Genomic DNA, 17,855 nt, shown 5'->3' on the forward strand with positions numbered 1-17,855 from the left:
CTAGAACAGCGTGTAGCGCTGGGTCAGAGGCAGCTCGGCGGCGGGAGCGGGTTCGATGACCTGCCCGTCGATGCTGACCAGGAACGTCTCCGGATTCACCTGGATGTCCGGCAGCGCGGTGTTGTTCGGCAGGGATGCCTTGGTCACGTCGCGGGTGGAACGGATGGCGGTCAGTGTCCGGACCAGCCCGAGCTTGTCGGCCAGCCCGTCATCCAGTGCGGCCTGGGCGACGAAGGAGGTGGACAGATGCGGCGCCGAGGACGCCCGTCCGGCCAGGGCCTCGCGCATCCAGACCGGCTGCGGGGTCGGCAGCGACGCGTTGGGATCGCCCATCTGCCCCGCGACAATCGCGCCGCCCTTGATCACCAGGGACGGCCGGATGCCGAAGAACGCCGGATTCCACAGGACCAGGTCCGCCATCTTGCCGGCCTCGATCGATCCGACCTCGGAATCGATGCCGTGGGCAACGGCCGGGCAGATGGTGTATTTGGCAATGTAGCGGCGAACCCGTTCGTTGTCCGCGGGCAGCGCCGATTCCGAGGCGCCCATGTAGTTCTTCATCACGTGTGCCACCTGCCAGGTGCGCGTGATGGTTTCGCCGATCCTGCCCATCGCCTGGGCATCGGAGGAGGTGATGGACATGGCGCCCAGGTCCTGCAGCACGTCTTCGGCCATCATGGTGTTGGCCCGGATCCGTGACTCGGCGAACGCCAGGTCCTCGGGGATGCGCGGGTTCAAGTGATGGCAGACCATCAGCATGTCCAGGTGTTCGGCGACGGTATTGACGGTGAACGGCAGGGTGGGATTGGTCGATGCCGGCAGCACGTTGGCGGCCGAGGCCACGGTGATGATGTCCGGGGCGTGTCCGCCGCCGGCGCCTTCGGCGTGGAAGACGTGGATGCCGCGGCCCCTGATCGCCTCCAGGGTGTGCTGCACGTAGCCGGCTTCGTTGAGGGAGTCGGCATGCAGCGCCACCTGGACGCCCCATCGGTCCGCGGCGGTCAGCGCCGCGTCGATTGCCGCCGGGGTGGAGCCCCAGTCCTCGTGCACCTTGTACCCGGCGGCTCCGGCCAGGGCCTGTTCCTCCAGGGCAGCCTGGCTGACCGTGTTGCCCTTGCCATAGAGCAGGAAGTTCATCGGCAGCGTGTCCAGGGCGCGGTGCATCACCTGCAGGTTCCAGGCGCCCGGAGTGACCGTGGTGGCCTTGGACCCTTCGGCGGGTCCGGTGCCGCCGCCGCCCACCGTGGTGATGCCGGAGGCCAGGGCCTCACGCAGTGCATCGGTGCCCAGCAGATGGACGTGGGTATCAATTCCGCCGGCGGTGAGGATCCGTCCTTCACCGGCAATGACTTCGGTTCCGGGGCCGATCACCAGCTCCGGAGAAATGTTGTCCATGATGTCCGGATTGCCGGACTTGCCGATTCCGGCGATGCGCCCGTTCTTCACGCCGACGTCGGCGCGGACGATGCCCCAGTGGTCCACGATCAGCACGTTGGTGATGATCAGGTCAGGAGCACCTTCAGCGGAAGTCCGTGTGGACTGGGCCATCGATTCGCGGATGTTCTTACCGCCGCCGAAAACCGATTCGTCGCCGCCGAAGGTGTAGTCCTTTTCCGGGCTGATCCACAGGTCAGTGTCGCCGAGCCGGACGGAGTCTCCGACGGTGGGGCCGTACAGGTGCGCGTAGTCGCGTCGGTTGATCTGCATGTCAGCGGACCGTTCCGGACTCGGAGCCGGGGCCGGGCTCCGCGCCGGAGCCACGGGTGCCGTCGCCGTCGTCGTCGTGCCGGATCTGCAGGCCAGGCACGACGCCCGCACCCGCCAGCCGGACCAGCGACACTTCCCGGGACGCCCCGGGTTCGAACCGCACAGCCGTGCCGGCCGGCACATTCAGCCGGAACCCGCGGGCAGCCGGCCGGTCGAAGGCCAGGGCGGTGTTCACATCGGCGAAGTGGAAGTGTGAGCCGATCTGGACCGGCCGGTCGCCGGTGTTCGTGACGACCAGCGCTCGGGATTCCCGGCCCGCATTCAGCTCGAGGCTGCCGGCGGCGGTGCGGACCTCACCGGGGATCAGGGGGGCGCTCATGAGATGGGCTCCGTGATCGTTACCAGCTTGCGGCCGTCGGGAAACGTCGCTTCGATCTGGAGGTCCGGGATCATCTCCGGGACGCCTTCCATGACGTCATCCCGGGTGAGGACCCGGCGGCCCTCACTCATCAGGTCGGCGACTCCGCCGCCCTCGCGCGCCCGTTCCATGACCCAGCAGGAAATCAGGGCCACGGCTTCCGGATAATTGAGCTTGAGTCCGCGCGAACGCCGGTCGCGCGCGACCATGCCGGCCACGCTGAGCAGCAGCTTTTCCGTATCCGATGGCGTGAGAAACATGGGGAGATTGTGGCACTGCTATGTTTCCGGTGTGTTGCGTGTTACCTGCGGGCAGCAGCTCCGCTAGTTTCTGGGCGGGGTCGTCAGGCCATCCCGCCGGAATCTATCGTGCAGATAACGGGCTCTGCCGGATTCCTTTGCCACTTCAACCAAGCCCGCCAGCTCACTGAGAGTGCAGCTATGGCGGGTTTGAGCGCGGCCCCGGCACCGAGTGTGCAGCTGTGGCGGGTTCCGTCCGATTCAAGTCGTCAGACGTGGACTCTCGGCGGCAGGTGCTGCCCGTATCCCACCAGACGTGTACTCTCGGCGCGGCCCGGGCGCCCAGAGTGCAGATACGGCGGGTTTGAGCGCGCCCAAGGCCCTTCGGCGGTTGCCGTACGTGGACTACTTGGACTTCCGGCCGGCTCTGCGGTCCTTGGACTTCCGGGATTCCTTGGCCTTCTTCGCTGCCTTCACAGTGACGGCGGCGGCACCGGCCTTGGCCGGAGCGGGCAACGTGGCCTTTTTCGCTGCCTTCACGGCCGCGGCAGCGGCACCCGCCTTGACCGGCGTCGGCACCTTGACCTCTTTGATCTTGGTGACTTCCTTGATCTTGGTCCTGTTTTTGCGGTCCAGGATCAGGGACGCAGCAATGCCGGCCATCCAGACGTCCTTGGCCAGCGGCGTGCCCTGAGCGGTGGGCCGGACACCATCAGCTTCGGTCAGGCCCGGAGTCTTTGCATACATGGTGAGCATTCCGCCGGAGAACGCGCCAAGCACCAGTCCGGCGAGGCGGCTCGGAATGAACGGCATCAGCAGGGTCAGTCCCACCGTGATCTCGGCTGCGCTGAGCAGCTTGCCGAAGCGGGCAGAATCAAGGTCCAGGACCTGGGGAAAGGCGTTGGAAGCCATCTGCTGCAGGCCGGCGGCGCTTTCCTCGTCCAGATTGCGCTTGCCCAGGCCGGAATTCAGGATGTAGGCGCCGGAGGCCAGGCGCAGCGGAATGTGGCTGATTCTCATGGGGGATCCTTCCGGTGAAGTCGCTGACAACCATGAGCCTACGGCCGGGACGGGCAGCGCGCCAGAGCAAGTAATCCAACCGGAGGCCGGGTGCGGCGGGCCGGTCGGCGGCTCCCGGACCGGGGGATACCTGAACTACGTGAGCGGACAACACGCCGCCGGTGGTTAACCCTCGACTCGAAACTCTGCTTTTATGGAGGAGAACGAAAGCAGTAGCAGCTGTCGTCGACACTGGAAGGTCCTCATGGATTCCCTCCCGGCCGAACATCCCCGGCCGCGTCACTTTATTCTTCATCTCAGCGACACGCACCTGGTCGGCGGCACGAACCCGCTCTACGGCGCAGTTGACAGCCAGGCCAAGCTGGCCGAGCTGTTCGCCAGACTGGAAGTTTCAGGACAAAAGCCCGAAGCCATCGTCTTCACCGGCGACCTGGCGGACAAGGGCGAACCGCAGGCGTACAGCAAACTCCGCGACATCGTGGCCCCGGTTGCCGCACGGATGGGCGCCCGGCTGATCTGGGCCATGGGCAACCACGACAACCGCGAAAACCTCAAGAGCGCGCTGCTGGGCGAAGTCCCGGACATGGCACCGGTGGACCGCGTGTATCTGGTCAACGGACTCCGGATTATCACGCTGGACACCACGGTGCCCGGGTACCACCACGGTGAGCTCAGCGGAGCCCAGCTGAACTGGCTCCGGAACGTTTTAAAGACGCCGGCACCGGAGGGCACCATCCTGGCCATGCACCACCCGCCGGTCCCCAGCGTTCAGGACCTGACCGTCCTGGTGGAGCTGCGCCATCAGCGGGATCTCGCCGCCGTCCTGGAAGGAACGGATGTCCGGTCCATCATTGCGGGCCACCTGCACTACTCGACGTTTGCCACATTTGCCGGCATCCCCGTGTCCGTGGCGTCAGCGACCTGTTACACCCAGGATCTGACCACCCCGGGAACCCGCGGCCAGGACGCCGGGCAGGCGTACAACATGGTGCACGTCTATGAGGACTCAGTGGTGCATTCGGTCGTGCCGTTGGAGGAGAACAAAACGGTCGGCGAGCGGGTGGACGAGGCGGAAACCCGCCGCCGCCTGGATGCGGCCGGCGTCCGCATCCTCGACGCGCAGCAGCTGGCCTCCGCCTGAGGCGTTACCTCCGCCTGAGGCGTTAACCCTTAGCCTGGGGCGTCAGCCCTCCTCTGCATGGCGCTCAGGCTCCGGGCCCAGATTGAAGAAGCGCCCGGTGACGCTTTCCGGGCGAATCTCCACGTAGCGGTACTTCAGCGTCCGCACCCACGGCTGCAGCGGCAGTGCATCGGCTGCGTCGATCTCGCTTTGATTCTCAAGCTGGCGCGTAGTGCCCTTGACGACAACTGACCAGGCCTGGTCACTGTGAATCCCGTCGGCCTCGAAGGCCACGTGGTCGTTCACGGTCAACTCTGCCAGCTTGGTGCCCGGGCTGGTACGGAAGAGGAGAACGCCGTCGTGCGCGTAATAGTTGAGCGGATAAATGCTCGGCCGGTTGTTTACGCTGACCGCCAAACGGCCATGGAAGGTCTTCTCCAGGTATTTCCAGCTCTGCTCGGGGGTTAAATCCACAACGGGCGGGAGATCTTCAGTAGTCATGGCCCCAGTGTGCCAAGCGGCGGCGGTTGCCGCCACTGCGGGCGGCGGCGAGGCGCAGTTGACGTGTGAAGCAGACCGCACTAAGAGTTGAAGTGGAACACCTCACCCTGATCAGTTCGAACACCGACACGGAGAGAACGTAATGACTGACGCAGAAAACCCGATCCCCGCCGGCGGCGAGCAGCAGAAGCCCGTCCGACAGCACCTGACCACCCGTCAGGGCCACCCGGTTTACGACAACCAGAACAGCCGCACCGTGGGCCCTCGCGGCCCGGCCACTCTGGAGAATTATCCCTTCCTCGAGAAAATCAGCCACTTCGACCGCGAACGCATCCCCGAGCGCGTGGTGCACGCCCGCGGTTTCGTGGCCTACGGCGAGTTCGAAGCGTCAGGGAAATGGGGAGATGAGCCGATCTCCCGCTACACCCGGGCCCGGCTGCTCTCCGAACCGGGCAAGAAGACCGATGTCGCCATCCGGTTCTCGACGGTCATTGGCGGCCGCGATTCTTCCGAGACCTCCCGCGACCCCCGTGGTTTCGCGGTGAAGTTCTACACCGAGGACGGGAACTGGGACCTGGTCGGCAACAACCTCGGCGTCTTCTTCATCCGCGACGCAATCAAGTTCCCGGACGTCATCCATTCCCTGAAGCCGGACCCCATCACCTTCCGGCAGGAACCGGCACGGATCTTCGACTTCATGTCCCAGACCCCCGAATCCATGCACATGCTGGTGAACCTGTTCAGCCCGCGCGGCATTCCGTCGGACTACCGGCACATGCAGGGTTTTGGCGTGAACACCTACAAATGGGTGAACGAGCAGGGCGACACCAAGCTGGTTAAATACCACTGGCTGCCGCAGCAGGGCGTGAAATCCCTGACCGAGGAGGACGCCGCCAACATCCAGGCCAACGACCTGGGGCATGCCTCCAAGGACCTGTATGAGGCCATCGAAAGCGGCAACTACCCCAAGTGGGACCTCTACGTGCAGATGATGGATGACCACGATCATCCGGAGCTGGACTGGGATCCGCTCGATGACACCAAGACCTGGCCGGAGCAGGACTTCGAGCCCAAGTTCGTGGGCACCATGACGCTGAACCGGAACATCACCGACCATCACAACGAGGCTGAGCAGATTTCCTTCGGCACCGGTGTGCTGGTGGACGGGCTGGACTTCTCCGACGACAAGATGCTGGTGGGGCGCACCTTCAGCTATTCGGATACCCAGCGTTACCGGGTCGGGCCGAACTACCTGCAACTGCCGGTGAACTCACCCAAGCACGCACCGGCGGCCACCAACCAGCGCGGCGGCCAGATGTCGTACTTCACCGACCTCGCGCCGGGGCAGAATCCGCATGTGAATTACGAACCCTCAATCACCGGCGGCATCCCGGAAGCGCTCAAGCCGGCCCATGAGGAGCAGGGGCCGGACCTTACCGGCAAGCTGACCCGTGCCCGTCTGCCGCGCACCAACGACTACATCCAGGCCGGCCAGCGCTTCCAGCTGATGGAACAGTGGGAGAAGGACGATCTGGTCGCCAACTTCACCGCCAACATCAGCGAGGCGATCCGTCCGGTCCAGGAGCGGATGCTGTGGCACTTCTACATGTGCGACGACGAACTCGGCGCGCGTGTCGGCGACGGCCTGGGCATCGGATTGGATGAGGTGAAGGACCTGGGGCCGCTGGCCACCCAGACCCTGTCCGAGGCTGAAAAGGCCTGGATGAAGAACCTGGGGCACAACGGGCCGCGCAACGTTGAGGGCCTGACCATGACGCACTGCGTTCCCAACGAGCACGTGGTGGTCAGCCGCTAGCGGCGCCTGCACCAAGAACGCGTCAGACAACGACGACGGCGGGGCCCCGCACGCAAGGGGGCTCCGCCGTCGTCGTGCGTGCGCTAGTTTTCCCAGGGCGCCTTGATCGGGAAGAACTTCTCCAGGAAGTCCGTGACGCGCTCGGCGCGTTCCTGGGCCGGGACTTCCGGGAAGCTGCCGTCGTTGAGGCAGAACAGGTCCATGTTCCGCTTGGCCAGGAGCTTGTCCATCTGCTTCAGGCCGGCATAGGACGTGGTGTCCACGTACTTCACCTTCGCGGTTTCCTGGGTCACCGCACGCGCGGTGAGCAGCGCGTAGTAGTGGTACAGCGAGTTGGTCACCGATATGTTGTCCTTGGCGCGGAATCTGCTCCCCGCCGTGGCGGCGAACTCATCCGGAAACGCGTTTTCCATTTCCAGGAGCACGCTCTTTCGCAGCGGAGCGGCCGTGTGTTCCAGATGCCGGGTGGTGATCCGGCCAAAGCGCTCCCACAGCAGGCGCCGGTTGACGCGCGCTGCGTTTTCGAAGCCGCTGCGCTCGGAATCGTTCGCGCCCAAACCGATCCGGGTGCTGGCTTCGATGAACTTGGTGATGCCGCCGGGGGAGAAGAACAGATCCGGTCCCACCGGCCGGCCGAAGAACATGTCGTCGTTGGAGTACAGGAAATGCTCCGCCAGGCCCGGGATGTGCTGCAGCTGGGCCTCGACCGCCTGCGAGTTGTGCGTGGGCAGCACCGAGGGATCCTTGAAATGCTCCTCCGCGCGCACAAAGGTCACCGACGGATGGTCGGCCAGCCACTCGGGACGGTCCGAGTCCGTGGCGATGAAAATCCGGCGGATCCACGGTGCGAACATGTACACCGAGCGCAGGGCGTACTTGAGCTCGTTGACGTGGCGGAACCGGGCCTCGTGGTCGTCGCCTTCACCAACGACGGCGTCCTTCATCCGGGCCGCGCGCGCAGCCTGGTACTCGGCGGAGCTGCCGTCTACCCAGGAGAAGACGAGATCCACGTCGAAGTCGATGTCGGTGGCATGGTCGGCGAACATGTTCTCGATGGTCGGCCAGGTCAGTCCGTGCTTTTCCACGGTGCCGCGGACCACTTCACTGGCCGGCAGGGTGCGGCGGGTCAGCGAATTCTCCACCGGCAGCGTGATCGCCGGGCCGGTGAGGTCCCAAAGCTCCAGCTGCACGCCGGCGGAGGGACCGAAGGTGAGGTTGGTGCCGCTGACGGCGCGGGGGCGGAAGACTCGGATGATCCGGGACTTGTCCGCCGGCCAGAGTTCGCCGTCGGCGATGAGCAGGGTACGGGTCTTTTTGGTGTCGACGCTGCGCGCGTAGAAGGGTTCCTCGCGGCAGGCCTCGACCATGGCGCGGCGCAGTTCTTCGCGGTGTGCGAGGTCAATGGCGATGACCGGGCGCTGGTCGTTGCCGCGCACCAGAAGGTAGGTGATGCCGGCGTTGTCCAGGATTTTCCGGACAAACAGCAGGTCTTGGACCATGGCCTGGTGCGGGGTCAGGCCGGTGTCCATCAGCGTCAGGCGGCCCTTGACCTTGACGACGTCGGGCCGGTGCTCTACCCGCTCGATGACTGCCAGAGAGGCGGTCTGGAGATTTTCGCTTTCATGCACGGGCTCGGGGGTACCGAAATACACATCGTGTTCTGCGGCTATATCTGTAATCGGAACCTCCAATAAGTTCGTGTGTGCGGGCATGGCGGGCCGCGGCTGAAGAGTGCGGCTCGTGCGGCTCTGCACATAGTGTGGTGCTGGTCTCCGGGGTGCGGCCCGGATGTGCCGAGCATTCCCCGGAAAACCCGGATGCTCTGGGCGCGGGTGCCGCTGCTGAGTAGCATTGGGTGCTAGCGCGGACATCTCCGGGAGCTGATGTGAGATACCGTAACACCACGCTGGCTGCGGCGACGCTGCTTGTGCTCAGTATGTCATCCTGTGCCGTTCCGTCGGGTACGGGTGAGACCTCCGGCACCCCGGCAGCCTGGGTGTCCTATACGACGCCGGACGGATCCCTGGTCTTTGAGCACCGGGCGGACTGGACGGTGCAGGAGAAGCCGCCGCTCGCCAACGATCCCGCCGGTGGCATTTCGGTCCAGGTGAACGACGCCGAGGGAGACATGGTGGCCCGGCTCGACACCGGGATCATCACCGACCTGGTCTGCGCCGATCCCGATGAGCAGGCGGCTTACACGGAGTACGACACCGAGCCCATGCCGGAACTGGACTCGGAGCAGGGCACCGAGCAGCGGTTCGTTTACCGTTCCGTGGCGCCGTCCTCTCCGGAACGGGGCGAGGCAGTCGCCACCTATGCGGTGATCAGTGAAATCGGTGACCGCGGCCAGTGCGGTCTGTTTGATTTCTTCACCTTTACGGAGTCCAGCGGCGGGCGCTTCGCCGGTTCTTATCCTTCGGACGCGGTGGGCGCGGGGCAGTCCTATCTCGAGGGTGCTGCCGCGTACGAAACCAGTGACGAGTTCCGGGACGTGAAGCGGATGCTGGTATCACTGCGGGATACGCGCTAGTTCCCTTTAGCGCCGCGGGTTTCCGGGTTTCTCTGGCGTCCTGTGGATAACTCCGTATGCTGTGCCGCAGCCTCGTACTATTGGCGTCACTCACAGTCCCGCACGATTTTGCCCTGGGGGTTCTTGAATGTTCCGCACTGGTTTTCGCTCTGATAACTTTTCTGCTGCCCGGCTAGGCGCCCTTGGGCTCGCTGCGGTGTTGGTGCTGGGTGGGTGTTCGGGTTCCGGCGATGATCCCGGTGCCGAGGCCGCTGAAGGCTCGAATAGTGCTGCGCCGAGTGGGAGTGCCAGTGCTGGCGGTGATGTTACCGAGTCTGCCTCCGCGTCTCCGACCCCGACGCCCACGCCGACCCCTACTGCTGCCTACAAGCCGGCGACTGCTGAGGGACCTGCCGAGAACGTCCCCCTGCCCGTAATGCCCGAGCTGGCGAAGCAGGAATCGAAGGAGGGTCTCGAGGCCTTCGCCGAGTACTGGTATGCGCTGGCCAACTATGGGTACGAAACCGGCGACCCTGAACCTGTTCGTGCTGTTAGTGCTGAAACGTGCATCACCTGTAGGAGTTACTACCGCGTTATTCAAAAGGGTTACGTAGACGACGATTGGATGGTTGGTGGGAAACTCCATGTTCAAGATGTGAGCTCTAATTTTGTGGCCACCGTCGACGGTTATTTTCAAGCGACAACCCTGATCCTCCAAGACGAGATGCAATTCTTTGGTCCAGAGGGAGTTCAAGGGACGGAAACCGAAAGCAGTACCCCAGGAGTTCAACTCATGGAAGCCCAATATGTTTCAGGGTCCGGGTGGTATGTAATCATCCTGGAAACGCTAGAAATGTGATGCGATGGTACTCAAGGTAAAAGCCCCCTTAGTCTTCTGTATTATTATGCTAGCGCTCGTTAGTTCCTCGTTCACTCCGGCTTACGGTGAGACAGACGGTGAAGGGAAGCTGCTGCCAGGGGGAGTCGAAGGTATCGTGCGTGAGCGGGACCCAGCGACGGGGAACATTGTCCCGGTCAACGTGGGGACACCGGAAAGTTTGTTTGGCTTTTACTATCGCCCGGTCTGCTTTGATGATGAAACCGGTGATATCGACTGCTTGGCAGGCCAACCCGTGGAATGTGATGCTGCGCCGGATGGTAAGTATGTGTGGTGGTACAGCGGTTTGAAGGCAACCCCTCGAGAGACCTGGCCCAGGTACGGTGACACCCCCACCTGTATCTACACCTCGGATCCTGACGAAGTTGCCGCTGAGCTGGTCGGATTGGTCCTCACAGAATTCCAGACGGCGCCGATCGATCCCGGTCAGTTCACACTGCAACCGAGCCCTTTCTCCTTAGTCAACATGCCCACTAACCTGTATGCCGACGCACGGGAGCAGACATTCGACATGTCGCTGCTGGGGCAGAGCATACGGATCCAGGTCCGCCCCACGGAGTATGAGTGGAATTACGGGGATGGAACCATATATGGGCCGTCGTCCCGTCCAGGAGGCCCGCTTCCGGATGACCTTGTCGGGGACGCGACGCAAACAAGCCACATTTATGAGGAACCCGGTGAGTATTTCGTATCCGTTGCAATTTACTTTTCCGGCAGATACTCGATCAACGGCGGTCCGATGATACCCATTGACGGCCGAGCCCTGGCATTCCCACCGACGCAGACTATTAGCGTCTGGGAATCTGAATCCCGAAGTGTGGCCGACGATTGCCTCGCCAATCCTGCTGGTTTTGGCTGTTAGGCGGGTTGTTCCGGGATAGGCGCGTTCCCAGACGTAAAGCAGACGCTGGTGTCGCTGCGGGATACGCGCTAGTTCCCTTTACTGCCGTGGGTCTCCGGTTTTGTCTGGTGTCCTGAGGATAACTCCGTATGCTTTGCCGCAGAACGCAGAACGCAGAACGCAGAACGCAGAACGCAGAACGCAGAACGCAGAACGCAGAACGCAGAGCGAATTGAGCTATGATTCCGGGGCACCCCTGCCTGACCTGCAAATCGGTGAACCGACCGCGACAAGCCACGCTTACACATCGACCGGTAATTTTCAGATTCATGCCACCGTGTACTTCACCGCGGAGTATTCCCTGAACGGCGGCCCGATGATTCCGATTGACGGGCGCGGCATCTTCGATACGCCGCCCGAAACCGTCAGCGTCTGGAAATCCGAATCCCGCAACGTTGCCGATGACTGCCTCGTGAACCCTGCCGGTTTCGGCTGCTAGCCACTCGCAGGCGCTAGCTGGTCAGGAAACCTGGCCGCGGCACCCGGAAAAGCGTCCGAGGATCCTGCAACAGCGCGGGATGCTCAAACTCGGATCTCAGGATTTCGCCAGTGACCGTGACGGGGCGCGTCGCGGTGTCGTTCGTCAGCCGCACCGGACCCACGGTGCCGGTGCGCAGCACGGCGCGGTCGGCTCCCAGCAGGACGACGTCGTCGCCCTCGTCCATGTCCTCCAGGAACCGCACCAGCTGCCGGCCCTTCTTGCCGACGATGGGAGTGCCTTTTGCCGACAGCATGGGCAACACAATCCTTGGATTATCGGCAGAACCTCCGGCCGCAGGCCGGGCAACCCAGAGGGCGTCGCCGCCGGGCTCGGCGGGAAGCGCGGGATGCTCCGGCTCCGGCCAGACATAGGGTAGCCCGGCACGGGTGTCCGGAAAGAGCGGCCCGTACACGTCGGGCGACTTAAGTATGAGGTTGGAGCGGTGGCTCTCGTGGAACGCGGCGTCACCGAACCACGGCGGCAGCACGACGTCGGCGCCGTCGGACTCGGGCGCGAACTCCAGAAGCTGCTCGTAGACGGTGTCGGCGTGACCGCGGGCGATCCATTCCTTGGTCATGGCCAGCCCGTAGGCGGTCAGCGCCGGCACATACCCCATCCACATCTTCATCGCGGGATGGCTCTGCCAACCGTAATCGGGGATGACCAGGGCGCGCAGCACCTGCAACGTCTCTACCCGCTGTTTGCCCAGCCGGGCCTGGTCCAGAACGCCGGCACTGCGGCTGAAACTGTCATAGGGGAGAAACGTTTGCACCGGACCAGTGTGTCATTCCCCGGCCCGACGGCGAAGGAAGCTCCGCAGCATCGGCGGGGAGCGCGGGGGAGCCGGAAGGGGTCACGGGTCCAGCTCAGGCACGCCCGGCTAGTATTCCGCGTACAGTTCGCCAACCCGCAGCGGAACATCCGTCCGGTTGTCGGGACCCGGAAGCGGGCAGGCCCAGGCCTCGTCATAAGCGCACGACGGGTTGTACAAAAAGTTGAAATCCAGGAGCAAACTCCCGGGAGCGGCGCCGGCACCGAGGTCTGCCCCCTTGATCGTGTCCAGCAAATACCGCCCGCCGCCGTAGCTGCCGCCGTCCGTGCCGGAAAGCCCGTCGCGCAGCGGCAGGAAAATCCCGCCGCCGTACGAGGCCAGCCGCCACACGGCGAGCCGGCCCACGCCGTCGGCCTCCACGGTGCCCAGCCGGACAAAGGGCACGACGCCGTCAGTCCCGGTGGGCACGTCCATCACCTGGCCCGCGCCGTCGTCGTCGATCACCGCATCGCAGCGCAAATCCGGATCGTAGGCGCCGATCTCCAGGCCGCGGAAGCGCGCCCGGGCCGCCGGCTTTAGCGGCGACGCCGGATGCTCGGCGAAGAGCCGGTCCCGTTCCGCGCGCCACAGTCCGTGCGCGTACGACGGCGACACCTCCTGCGCAGTGAGTCGCACCTGGGCGTACAGGCCGAACACGCGCTGCCGCCAATCCGCTGTCTGAAGGACCGAAACGGGGGAAACCATGCGCTCAGCGTAGTGTGTTCGAGTGACTACCGGACTCCTCATCGTCGTACTCGTGGCTGTTTTCATCGGAGCCATCGCACAGCGGATTGCCGGATTGGGGTTCGCCCTGCTCATCTCGCCGTTCCTGGTGATCATCCTGGGTTCGCACGGGGGAGTGCTGATGGTGAATGTCTGCGGGCTGGTCTCCTCGGCGCTGATCATGCTGCGGGTTTGGAAGGACATTGACTGGAGCATGTACCGGTGGCTGGCGATCCCGGCGGTGTGCGGAAGCATTCCCGCGTCCGTGGCTGCGGTGTACCTGCCGTCCGCACCCATGGCAGTGGTGGTGGGCGCCGTTGTGCTGGTTGCGCTGACCGTGTCGCTGCTGATGCAGCGGACCTCGGTGACAATCACCGGCAACGGGCCCAAGGCGGTGGCGGGTTTTCTCTCCGGAGTCACCAACGCCGTGGCCGGCGTCGGCGGCCCGTCGGTGAGCGCCTATGCCCTCATGGCCCGCTGGCCGCAGCGCCCGTTCGCCGCCACCCTGCAGCCCTTTTTCGTCACCATCGCCATCGTGACCCTCACCACCAAGCTGTCCCTGGATCCCGGCCAGATGCCTCCGTTCGGAGCCTGGGCCTGGGCCCTGATCGCGCTGATGATCGTCGGCGGCATCTACGCCGGCGAGAAGCTGCAGCGCTTCATCCGCGACGACCAGGCGCGGGCCGCCGTCGTGATCTTTGCGTTCTTCGGTGCCGCGGCTGCCCTGGTTAAAGGCATCATCGACCTCGCGGGCTAAGTCCCGTTCGCCTGCCTGCCCGCGAGCGTGGCCGCTTGGCACCCGACACGGCTCGTCCTGAACCACCCGCCGGGCGGTGAATGGGACGATAGTGGAGATGAAACTTTTTACCCGCCCGAAATCCCCGGGCGTCCTACCTATGCCCTTGTGGCTGCAGGGAGTGGTCGAACTCGGCCAAGCCGCAGTCCTCTCCGCCCTGCTGATATTCCTGCCGCTGATCGGTGTGTGGTTTGCCGACGGCTTTAACGACCGCGACTTCGCGTCGCTCGCCCAGCTGGGCGGGCAAGGTTGGCTCCTGATTCACGGAGTGTCCTTGAACCTCACCTTCCCTGCCGGGACAGTGGGCACAGACGAAACCACCGGCGTGCTGTCCCTGTTTCCGCTGGGACTGGCGCTCATTCCGTTCTTCCTGTCCTGGCGGGCCGGCCGACGGCTGGCCAGGGCGTCCTACACCGACCAGCTGTGGCAGGCACTGCTGGGCGCGCTGCTAACGTACGCGGTGCTCGGCGGAACCGCCGCCCACTTTTCCACCAACGACGACGTCTCCGTCTCGGTGACGGCCGGAGCCCTGGTGCCGCTGATCGCTGCCGGACTGGGCCTGGTCGTCGGTGCACGCCGGGAGGCCGGATCCTGGGTGCGGCTGATCGGCATGGACCTGACCGACTGGATCTCCCGCACCAGCCAGCACTCGCGCTGGGCCGGATCGTACCTGTGGTCAGTGGTCCGCGCCGGGGTTGTCGGCATCACTGCTGCCCTGGGCTTTTCCGCCCTGCTGCTCACCGCAGCGCTCGTCATGAGCTGGGCTGACGTTGTTTCGGTCTACCAACATCTGGACGCCGGCATCATCGGCGGCGCGGTGCTGACCGTCGTCGAGCTGGGGCTCATGCCCAACTTCGTCGGCTGGGCCCTGGGCTGGACTTCGGGCGCCGGCTTCGCGATCGGAACCGGCAGCATCATTAGTCCGATGGAAACAACCGTAGGCCCGCTGCCGGCGGTGCCGGTCCTGGCCGCCCTGCCGGCAGGCGGGATGGAATATGCGGTTGCCGCGCTGATCCTGCCGGTGCTCGCGGGCGTCCTGGCGGGATGGTGGTTCCTGCGCGAAGGCGAAAACCACTTCGACGAATGGCTGTCCCTGAAGATCAGGGCGCGCTGGTTCACCGCCCCGGTCTCCACGCTCCTGCTGGGCGTCTTCGTGGGTCTGGTGGCCGGCATCCTCGCCGCCGCTGCAGTTCTCATATCGGGCGGTTCCGCAGGCATCGGCCGCTTCGTCGAGGTGGGCGCAGATCCGCTGTGGACGGGGCTCTGGATTGCCGCGGAGGTTGGCATCGGCGTCGTCGTGGGTTACGCCGTCGGGCCCTGGCTCGAACACGAAGAGCGCTGAGCGAAACGCCGGACGGGTGGGCGCTGAGCGAACGGACGCCCGCCCGGCGGTGCGCCGTCTAGCGCGGCGGCAGGAGTCCGTTGGTGAACTCCGACTGGCACTTGTCCTGGGCCTGCATCGTGAGCGCCTTGCCCATGCACGTCTCCAGCTTTTGCGTGTTGTCCCAGGTGGCAACCGCCAATCCGAGGCCGAGAGTCATCACCAGCGACGCCGCCAGCCCAAGGGCGGTGACAAACATCTGGGCCGGGCCAATGCCGTAGCGCACGACCTTAATAAAGGTAAGAATTCCGACCACGATGGCGGCGACACCCAAGACCAGCGGCACGAGCTTCCATGGCAGGGCCAGACCGGATGTGAGCAGCAGCGCCACAACGAGGGCCACAAAAATCCGCAGGTAACCGCGGGTGCTCTGCTTCTGCTCGTCGGTGGCCGGCGTCTTTTGCGTAGCCGGCTGCAACGGCGAAGGAGTCTGATCAGGGGTACGGCCGTCGTTGTTCATGGTTTAACCCTAGGTGACGCCTGAGCCTAAGGTTGACGCATGCGCATTGTTGTTCTCGTGTCCGGCACCGGTTCCAACCTTCAGGCTGTCCTGGACGCTGTGGCAAGGGGAGAGCTCGACGTCGAAATCGCCGCCGTGGGCGCGGACCGTCCCGGCACCTACGGCGTGCAGCGGGCGGCGGACGCGGGGTTCGAAACCTTTGTGGTGAACTTCCGCGACTATGACCGGCGCTCGGACTGGAACCTGGCACTCACGGAAAAGGTCGCGTCGTACCACCCGGATATCGTGCTGTCGTCCGGTTTCATGCGCATCGTTGACGAGCACTTCATTAACACGTTTGAAGGCCGCTACCTCAATACCCATCCGGCGCTGCTGCCCTCCTTCCCCGGCGCGCACGGCGTCCGCGACGCTCTGGCCTACGGCGTGAAGGTCACGGGCTGCACGGTGCATATAGCTGATGCCGGAGTGGATACCGGCCCCATCCTCGCCCAGGCAGCCGTGGAGGTCCTGGACACCGACACCGAAGAGACCCTGCACGAGCGGATCAAAATCCAGGAACGCCGGCTGCTCCTTGAAACTCTCAGCCGGCTCAGCGCGCAGGGCCCGCCGGCTTAGTCCGCCGACTTAGTCCAGGGCCGCGCCCTTCGTCTCGGGGGCAAACCGCAGCATCCAGGTCACGGCCAGGACCACCAGGATCCCGGCCAGCCCGAAGGACAGCGGCAGGCCCAGGTACGGCCACATCACGGAGACAAAGATGAGCGGACCCAGTCCTGCGCCGATCCGTGAGATTGTCGACGCCCAGCCGAACCCGCTGCCGCGCAGTTCCGTGGGATACAGCTCAGACACATAGGCGTAGAGCACCGGGATGGCAACCTGCACCACGAATCCGTAGGCGAGGAGCCACGCAGTTGCCGCGGCTGGAACATCAAGAACCAGGGCCACGATGATCAGGAAGACGGCCGACAGCGGACCGGTCACGGCCAGGATCCACTTGCGTCCCACCCGTTCCACGAGCAGGGCGGCAACCACCACTCCCAGGAGCCCGACGGCGGCCATGCCCGAGGTGGTCAGGAAAGCCGCGTATTCCTTGAATCCCGCATCAACGAGGATCTTCGGCATCCAGGTGAGGGCCAGGTAGTACACCAGCAGGATGGTGAAGAAGAGGGACCAGGCGGACACGGTGATTTTCCAGCTGTACCGCCACAGGTCCGTCAGCTGTGTGGCGACGCCTCCAAAGGAGAACTTGGGTGGCGCCTCGGGTGCCGGAAGCCGCCACTGCGTCACGGGGGAGCCGGTGCGCTTGATGAGGTCGTTGATAACCACTTCGGCTTCCGCGGTTCGCCCCTTGCGGACCAGAAAGAGCGGGGACTCGGGGACCGAGCGTCGGACCCAGAACACCAGCAGTGCCGGGAGCACCATGATCAGCATGGTGAACCTCCAGTCCGCGAAGGTCGCCATGATCAGGGCCGACGTCGCACCGCAGAGCGCGGCGCCCACCGGCCACCAGCCATCCATGGCGGTGAGCACCCGGCCGCGCTGCTTGCGGGGCGTGAACTCACCGACCAGTGCGTAATCCACCGGCACGCAGCCGCCCAGGCCGAAGCCCGCCATGAACCTGAAGATGCAGAACCAGACGATGTCGGGGGAGAAGGCACCCAGCACGGTGAAGAGCGAAAAGATGAGCAGCGTGGCGGTGAATGCCTTCTTGCGGCCGATGGCGTCCGCAATGGACCCCCAGACGAACGCTCCTATTGCCATGCCGAGCAGGTTCGCCGTGCCGATCCACGCCGCCTGCGCCGGTTCCAGATCCCAGTGTTTGGACAGCAGCGGGATCAGGACCCCGTTAAGGGTGACGTCCCAGGCATCAAACATGAAACCCAAGCCGCCAATAATGAAGATGCGTCCCTGAACCTTCCACTTCCAAGGCAGGTCCTGAACCACCTGGTCACCGGTGGGCAGGGTTTGGGTTGTTGTCATGGCTGGGGCGGCCTTCCAAGAGGCGGAGGAGTTGGGTGCGGCCAGCCCTCGCGGCAGGTCCGAAGAAACTGTACAACGCAAATCGGACGATTCC

At 64.5% G+C, this 17,855-nt stretch carries 19 protein-coding genes; 9 read left to right on the plus strand and 10 right to left on the minus strand.

Features of this window, described 5'->3' with window-relative positions:
* The 4 genes from QNN99_RS01160 to QNN99_RS01175 all read right to left on the minus strand — a co-directional run bounded on the left by QNN99_RS01160 (nt 1) and on the right by QNN99_RS01175 (nt 3,384).
* Complete coding sequence (locus QNN99_RS01160; protein ID WP_229964595.1) at nt 1-1,707, minus strand: urease subunit alpha; 1,707 nt, start codon at nt 1,705-1,707, stop codon at nt 1-3.
* Between the two features lies 1 nt (nt 1,708).
* Entirely contained in the window at nt 1,709-2,086 is a 378-nt protein-coding gene (locus QNN99_RS01165) for an urease subunit beta (protein ID WP_284015430.1), read from the minus strand.
* On the minus strand, nt 2,083-2,385 hold the full coding sequence (locus QNN99_RS01170; protein ID WP_229964596.1) for an urease subunit gamma: 303 nt from the start codon (nt 2,383-2,385) through the stop codon (nt 2,083-2,085). Before QNN99_RS01170 ends, QNN99_RS01165 begins: the two co-directional genes overlap by 4 nt.
* Before the next feature lie 384 nt (nt 2,386-2,769).
* Nucleotides 2,770-3,384 carry a hypothetical protein gene (locus QNN99_RS01175; protein WP_331461751.1) on the minus strand — a complete coding sequence of 205 codons (615 nt, stop codon included), beginning with the start codon at nt 3,382-3,384 and terminating at the stop codon, nt 2,770-2,772.
* Nucleotides 3,385-3,628: 244 nt separating this feature from the next.
* Here QNN99_RS01175 and QNN99_RS01180 point away from each other — a divergent pair, with 244 nt between their 5' ends.
* Nucleotides 3,629-4,525 (plus strand): phosphodiesterase, encoded by an 897-nt coding sequence (locus QNN99_RS01180; protein ID WP_229964597.1) that lies wholly within the window; start codon nt 3,629-3,631, stop codon nt 4,523-4,525.
* Nucleotides 4,526-4,567: 42 nt separating this feature from the next.
* On the opposite strand, the gene QNN99_RS01185 is transcribed toward QNN99_RS01180, so the two are convergent.
* Nucleotides 4,568-5,005, minus strand: coding sequence for a pyridoxamine 5'-phosphate oxidase family protein (locus tag QNN99_RS01185; protein ID WP_229964598.1), 438 nt, complete (start codon nt 5,003-5,005; stop codon nt 4,568-4,570).
* A 142-nt stretch (nt 5,006-5,147) separates the two neighbouring features.
* Between QNN99_RS01185 and QNN99_RS01190 the strand changes: the two genes are divergently transcribed.
* The gene (locus QNN99_RS01190; RefSeq protein WP_229964599.1) at nt 5,148-6,821 is read left to right on the plus strand and encodes a catalase; all 1,674 of its coding nucleotides are present in this window, start codon (nt 5,148-5,150) and stop codon (nt 6,819-6,821) included.
* A gap of 83 nt (nt 6,822-6,904) precedes the next feature.
* Here the strand turns inward: QNN99_RS01190 and QNN99_RS01195 are convergent, their stop codons facing one another.
* Nucleotides 6,905-8,533: a stealth family protein gene (locus QNN99_RS01195; RefSeq protein WP_229964600.1), complete on the minus strand. Its 1,629-nt coding sequence runs from the start codon at nt 8,531-8,533 to the stop codon at nt 6,905-6,907.
* 173 nt (nt 8,534-8,706) lie between these two features.
* On the opposite strand from QNN99_RS01195, the gene QNN99_RS01200 reads away from it, so the two are divergent.
* From QNN99_RS01200 to QNN99_RS01215, 4 genes are all read left to right on the plus strand, one after another.
* Nucleotides 8,707-9,354, plus strand: coding sequence for a hypothetical protein (locus tag QNN99_RS01200; protein ID WP_229964601.1), 648 nt, complete (start codon nt 8,707-8,709; stop codon nt 9,352-9,354).
* Between the two features lie 127 nt (nt 9,355-9,481).
* Nucleotides 9,482-10,192 (plus strand): DUF6318 family protein, encoded by a 711-nt coding sequence (locus tag QNN99_RS01205; protein ID WP_229964602.1) that lies wholly within the window; start codon nt 9,482-9,484, stop codon nt 10,190-10,192.
* Between the two features lie 4 nt (nt 10,193-10,196).
* Nucleotides 10,197-11,093, plus strand: a complete 897-nt coding sequence (locus tag QNN99_RS01210) for a PKD domain-containing protein (protein WP_229964603.1) — start codon at nt 10,197-10,199, stop codon at nt 11,091-11,093.
* 133 nt (nt 11,094-11,226) lie between these two features.
* A complete protein-coding gene (locus QNN99_RS01215) occupies nt 11,227-11,571 on the plus strand; it encodes a hypothetical protein (RefSeq protein WP_229964604.1) in 345 nt (114 codons plus the stop codon).
* A gap of 13 nt (nt 11,572-11,584) precedes the next feature.
* Here the strand turns inward: QNN99_RS01215 and QNN99_RS01220 are convergent, their stop codons facing one another.
* Complete coding sequence (locus tag QNN99_RS01220) at nt 11,585-12,385, minus strand: MSMEG_6728 family protein (protein WP_229964605.1); 801 nt, start codon at nt 12,383-12,385, stop codon at nt 11,585-11,587.
* Between the two features lie 108 nt (nt 12,386-12,493).
* On the minus strand, nt 12,494-13,129 hold the full coding sequence (locus tag QNN99_RS01225) for a DUF1684 domain-containing protein (RefSeq protein ID WP_229964606.1): 636 nt from the start codon (nt 13,127-13,129) through the stop codon (nt 12,494-12,496).
* A 22-nt stretch (nt 13,130-13,151) separates the two neighbouring features.
* On the opposite strand from QNN99_RS01225, the gene QNN99_RS01230 reads away from it, so the two are divergent.
* A complete protein-coding gene (locus QNN99_RS01230; protein ID WP_229964607.1) occupies nt 13,152-13,904 on the plus strand; it encodes a TSUP family transporter in 753 nt (250 codons plus the stop codon).
* Between the two features lie 97 nt (nt 13,905-14,001).
* A complete protein-coding gene (locus QNN99_RS01235; RefSeq protein WP_442860454.1) occupies nt 14,002-15,285 on the plus strand; it encodes a cell division protein PerM in 1,284 nt (427 codons plus the stop codon).
* A 58-nt stretch (nt 15,286-15,343) separates the two neighbouring features.
* Here QNN99_RS01235 and QNN99_RS01240 read toward each other — a convergent pair whose 3' ends face one another.
* The gene (locus tag QNN99_RS01240) at nt 15,344-15,784 is read right to left on the minus strand and encodes a hypothetical protein (RefSeq protein WP_229964609.1); all 441 of its coding nucleotides are present in this window, start codon (nt 15,782-15,784) and stop codon (nt 15,344-15,346) included.
* A 39-nt stretch (nt 15,785-15,823) separates the two neighbouring features.
* Between QNN99_RS01240 and purN the strand changes: the two genes are divergently transcribed.
* Nucleotides 15,824-16,399 carry a phosphoribosylglycinamide formyltransferase gene (gene purN, locus QNN99_RS01245; protein ID WP_229964610.1) on the plus strand — a complete coding sequence of 192 codons (576 nt, stop codon included), beginning with the start codon at nt 15,824-15,826 and terminating at the stop codon, nt 16,397-16,399.
* Between the two features lie 9 nt (nt 16,400-16,408).
* On the opposite strand, the gene QNN99_RS01250 is transcribed toward purN, so the two are convergent.
* Nucleotides 16,409-17,761, minus strand: coding sequence for an MFS transporter (locus QNN99_RS01250; RefSeq protein ID WP_229964611.1), 1,353 nt, complete (start codon nt 17,759-17,761; stop codon nt 16,409-16,411).
* Nucleotides 17,762-17,855: the final 94 nt, after the last annotated feature.

It is taken from the genome of Arthrobacter sp. zg.Y820 (assembly GCF_030125555.1).
In the GTDB taxonomy this organism is placed as follows: domain Bacteria; phylum Actinomycetota; class Actinomycetes; order Actinomycetales; family Micrococcaceae; genus Arthrobacter_B.

Bases quoted from the DNA above. Each gene is read 5' to 3' on its own strand.
- QNN99_RS01240 (WP_229964609.1), bottom strand. From the start codon at position 15,784: ATGAACAACGACGGCCGTACCCCTGATCAGACTCCTTCGCCGTTGCAG.
- QNN99_RS01170 (WP_229964596.1), bottom strand. From the start codon at position 2,385: ATGTTTCTCACGCCATCGGATACGGAAAAGCTGCTGCTCAGCGTGGCC.
- QNN99_RS01225 (WP_229964606.1), bottom strand. From the start codon at position 13,129: ATGGTTTCCCCCGTTTCGGTCCTTCAGACAGCGGATTGGCGGCAGCGC.
- QNN99_RS01205 (WP_229964602.1), top strand. From the start codon at position 9,482: ATGTTCCGCACTGGTTTTCGCTCTGATAACTTTTCTGCTGCCCGGCTA.
- QNN99_RS01195 (WP_229964600.1), bottom strand. From the start codon at position 8,533: ATGCCCGCACACACGAACTTATTGGAGGTTCCGATTACAGATATAGCC.
- QNN99_RS01235 (WP_442860454.1), top strand. From the start codon at position 14,002: ATGAAACTTTTTACCCGCCCGAAATCCCCGGGCGTCCTACCTATGCCC.
- QNN99_RS01250 (WP_229964611.1), bottom strand. From the start codon at position 17,761: ATGACAACAACCCAAACCCTGCCCACCGGTGACCAGGTGGTTCAGGAC.
- QNN99_RS01160 (WP_229964595.1), bottom strand. From the start codon at position 1,707: ATGCAGATCAACCGACGCGACTACGCGCACCTGTACGGCCCCACCGTC.
- purN (WP_229964610.1), top strand. From the start codon at position 15,824: ATGCGCATTGTTGTTCTCGTGTCCGGCACCGGTTCCAACCTTCAGGCT.
- QNN99_RS01210 (WP_229964603.1), top strand. From the start codon at position 10,197: ATGGTACTCAAGGTAAAAGCCCCCTTAGTCTTCTGTATTATTATGCTA.
- QNN99_RS01190 (WP_229964599.1), top strand. From the start codon at position 5,148: ATGACTGACGCAGAAAACCCGATCCCCGCCGGCGGCGAGCAGCAGAAG.
- QNN99_RS01180 (WP_229964597.1), top strand. From the start codon at position 3,629: ATGGATTCCCTCCCGGCCGAACATCCCCGGCCGCGTCACTTTATTCTT.
- QNN99_RS01185 (WP_229964598.1), bottom strand. From the start codon at position 5,005: ATGACTACTGAAGATCTCCCGCCCGTTGTGGATTTAACCCCCGAGCAG.
- QNN99_RS01165 (WP_284015430.1), bottom strand. From the start codon at position 2,086: ATGAGCGCCCCCCTGATCCCCGGTGAGGTCCGCACCGCCGCCGGCAGC.
- QNN99_RS01175 (WP_331461751.1), bottom strand. From the start codon at position 3,384: ATGAGAATCAGCCACATTCCGCTGCGCCTGGCCTCCGGCGCCTACATC.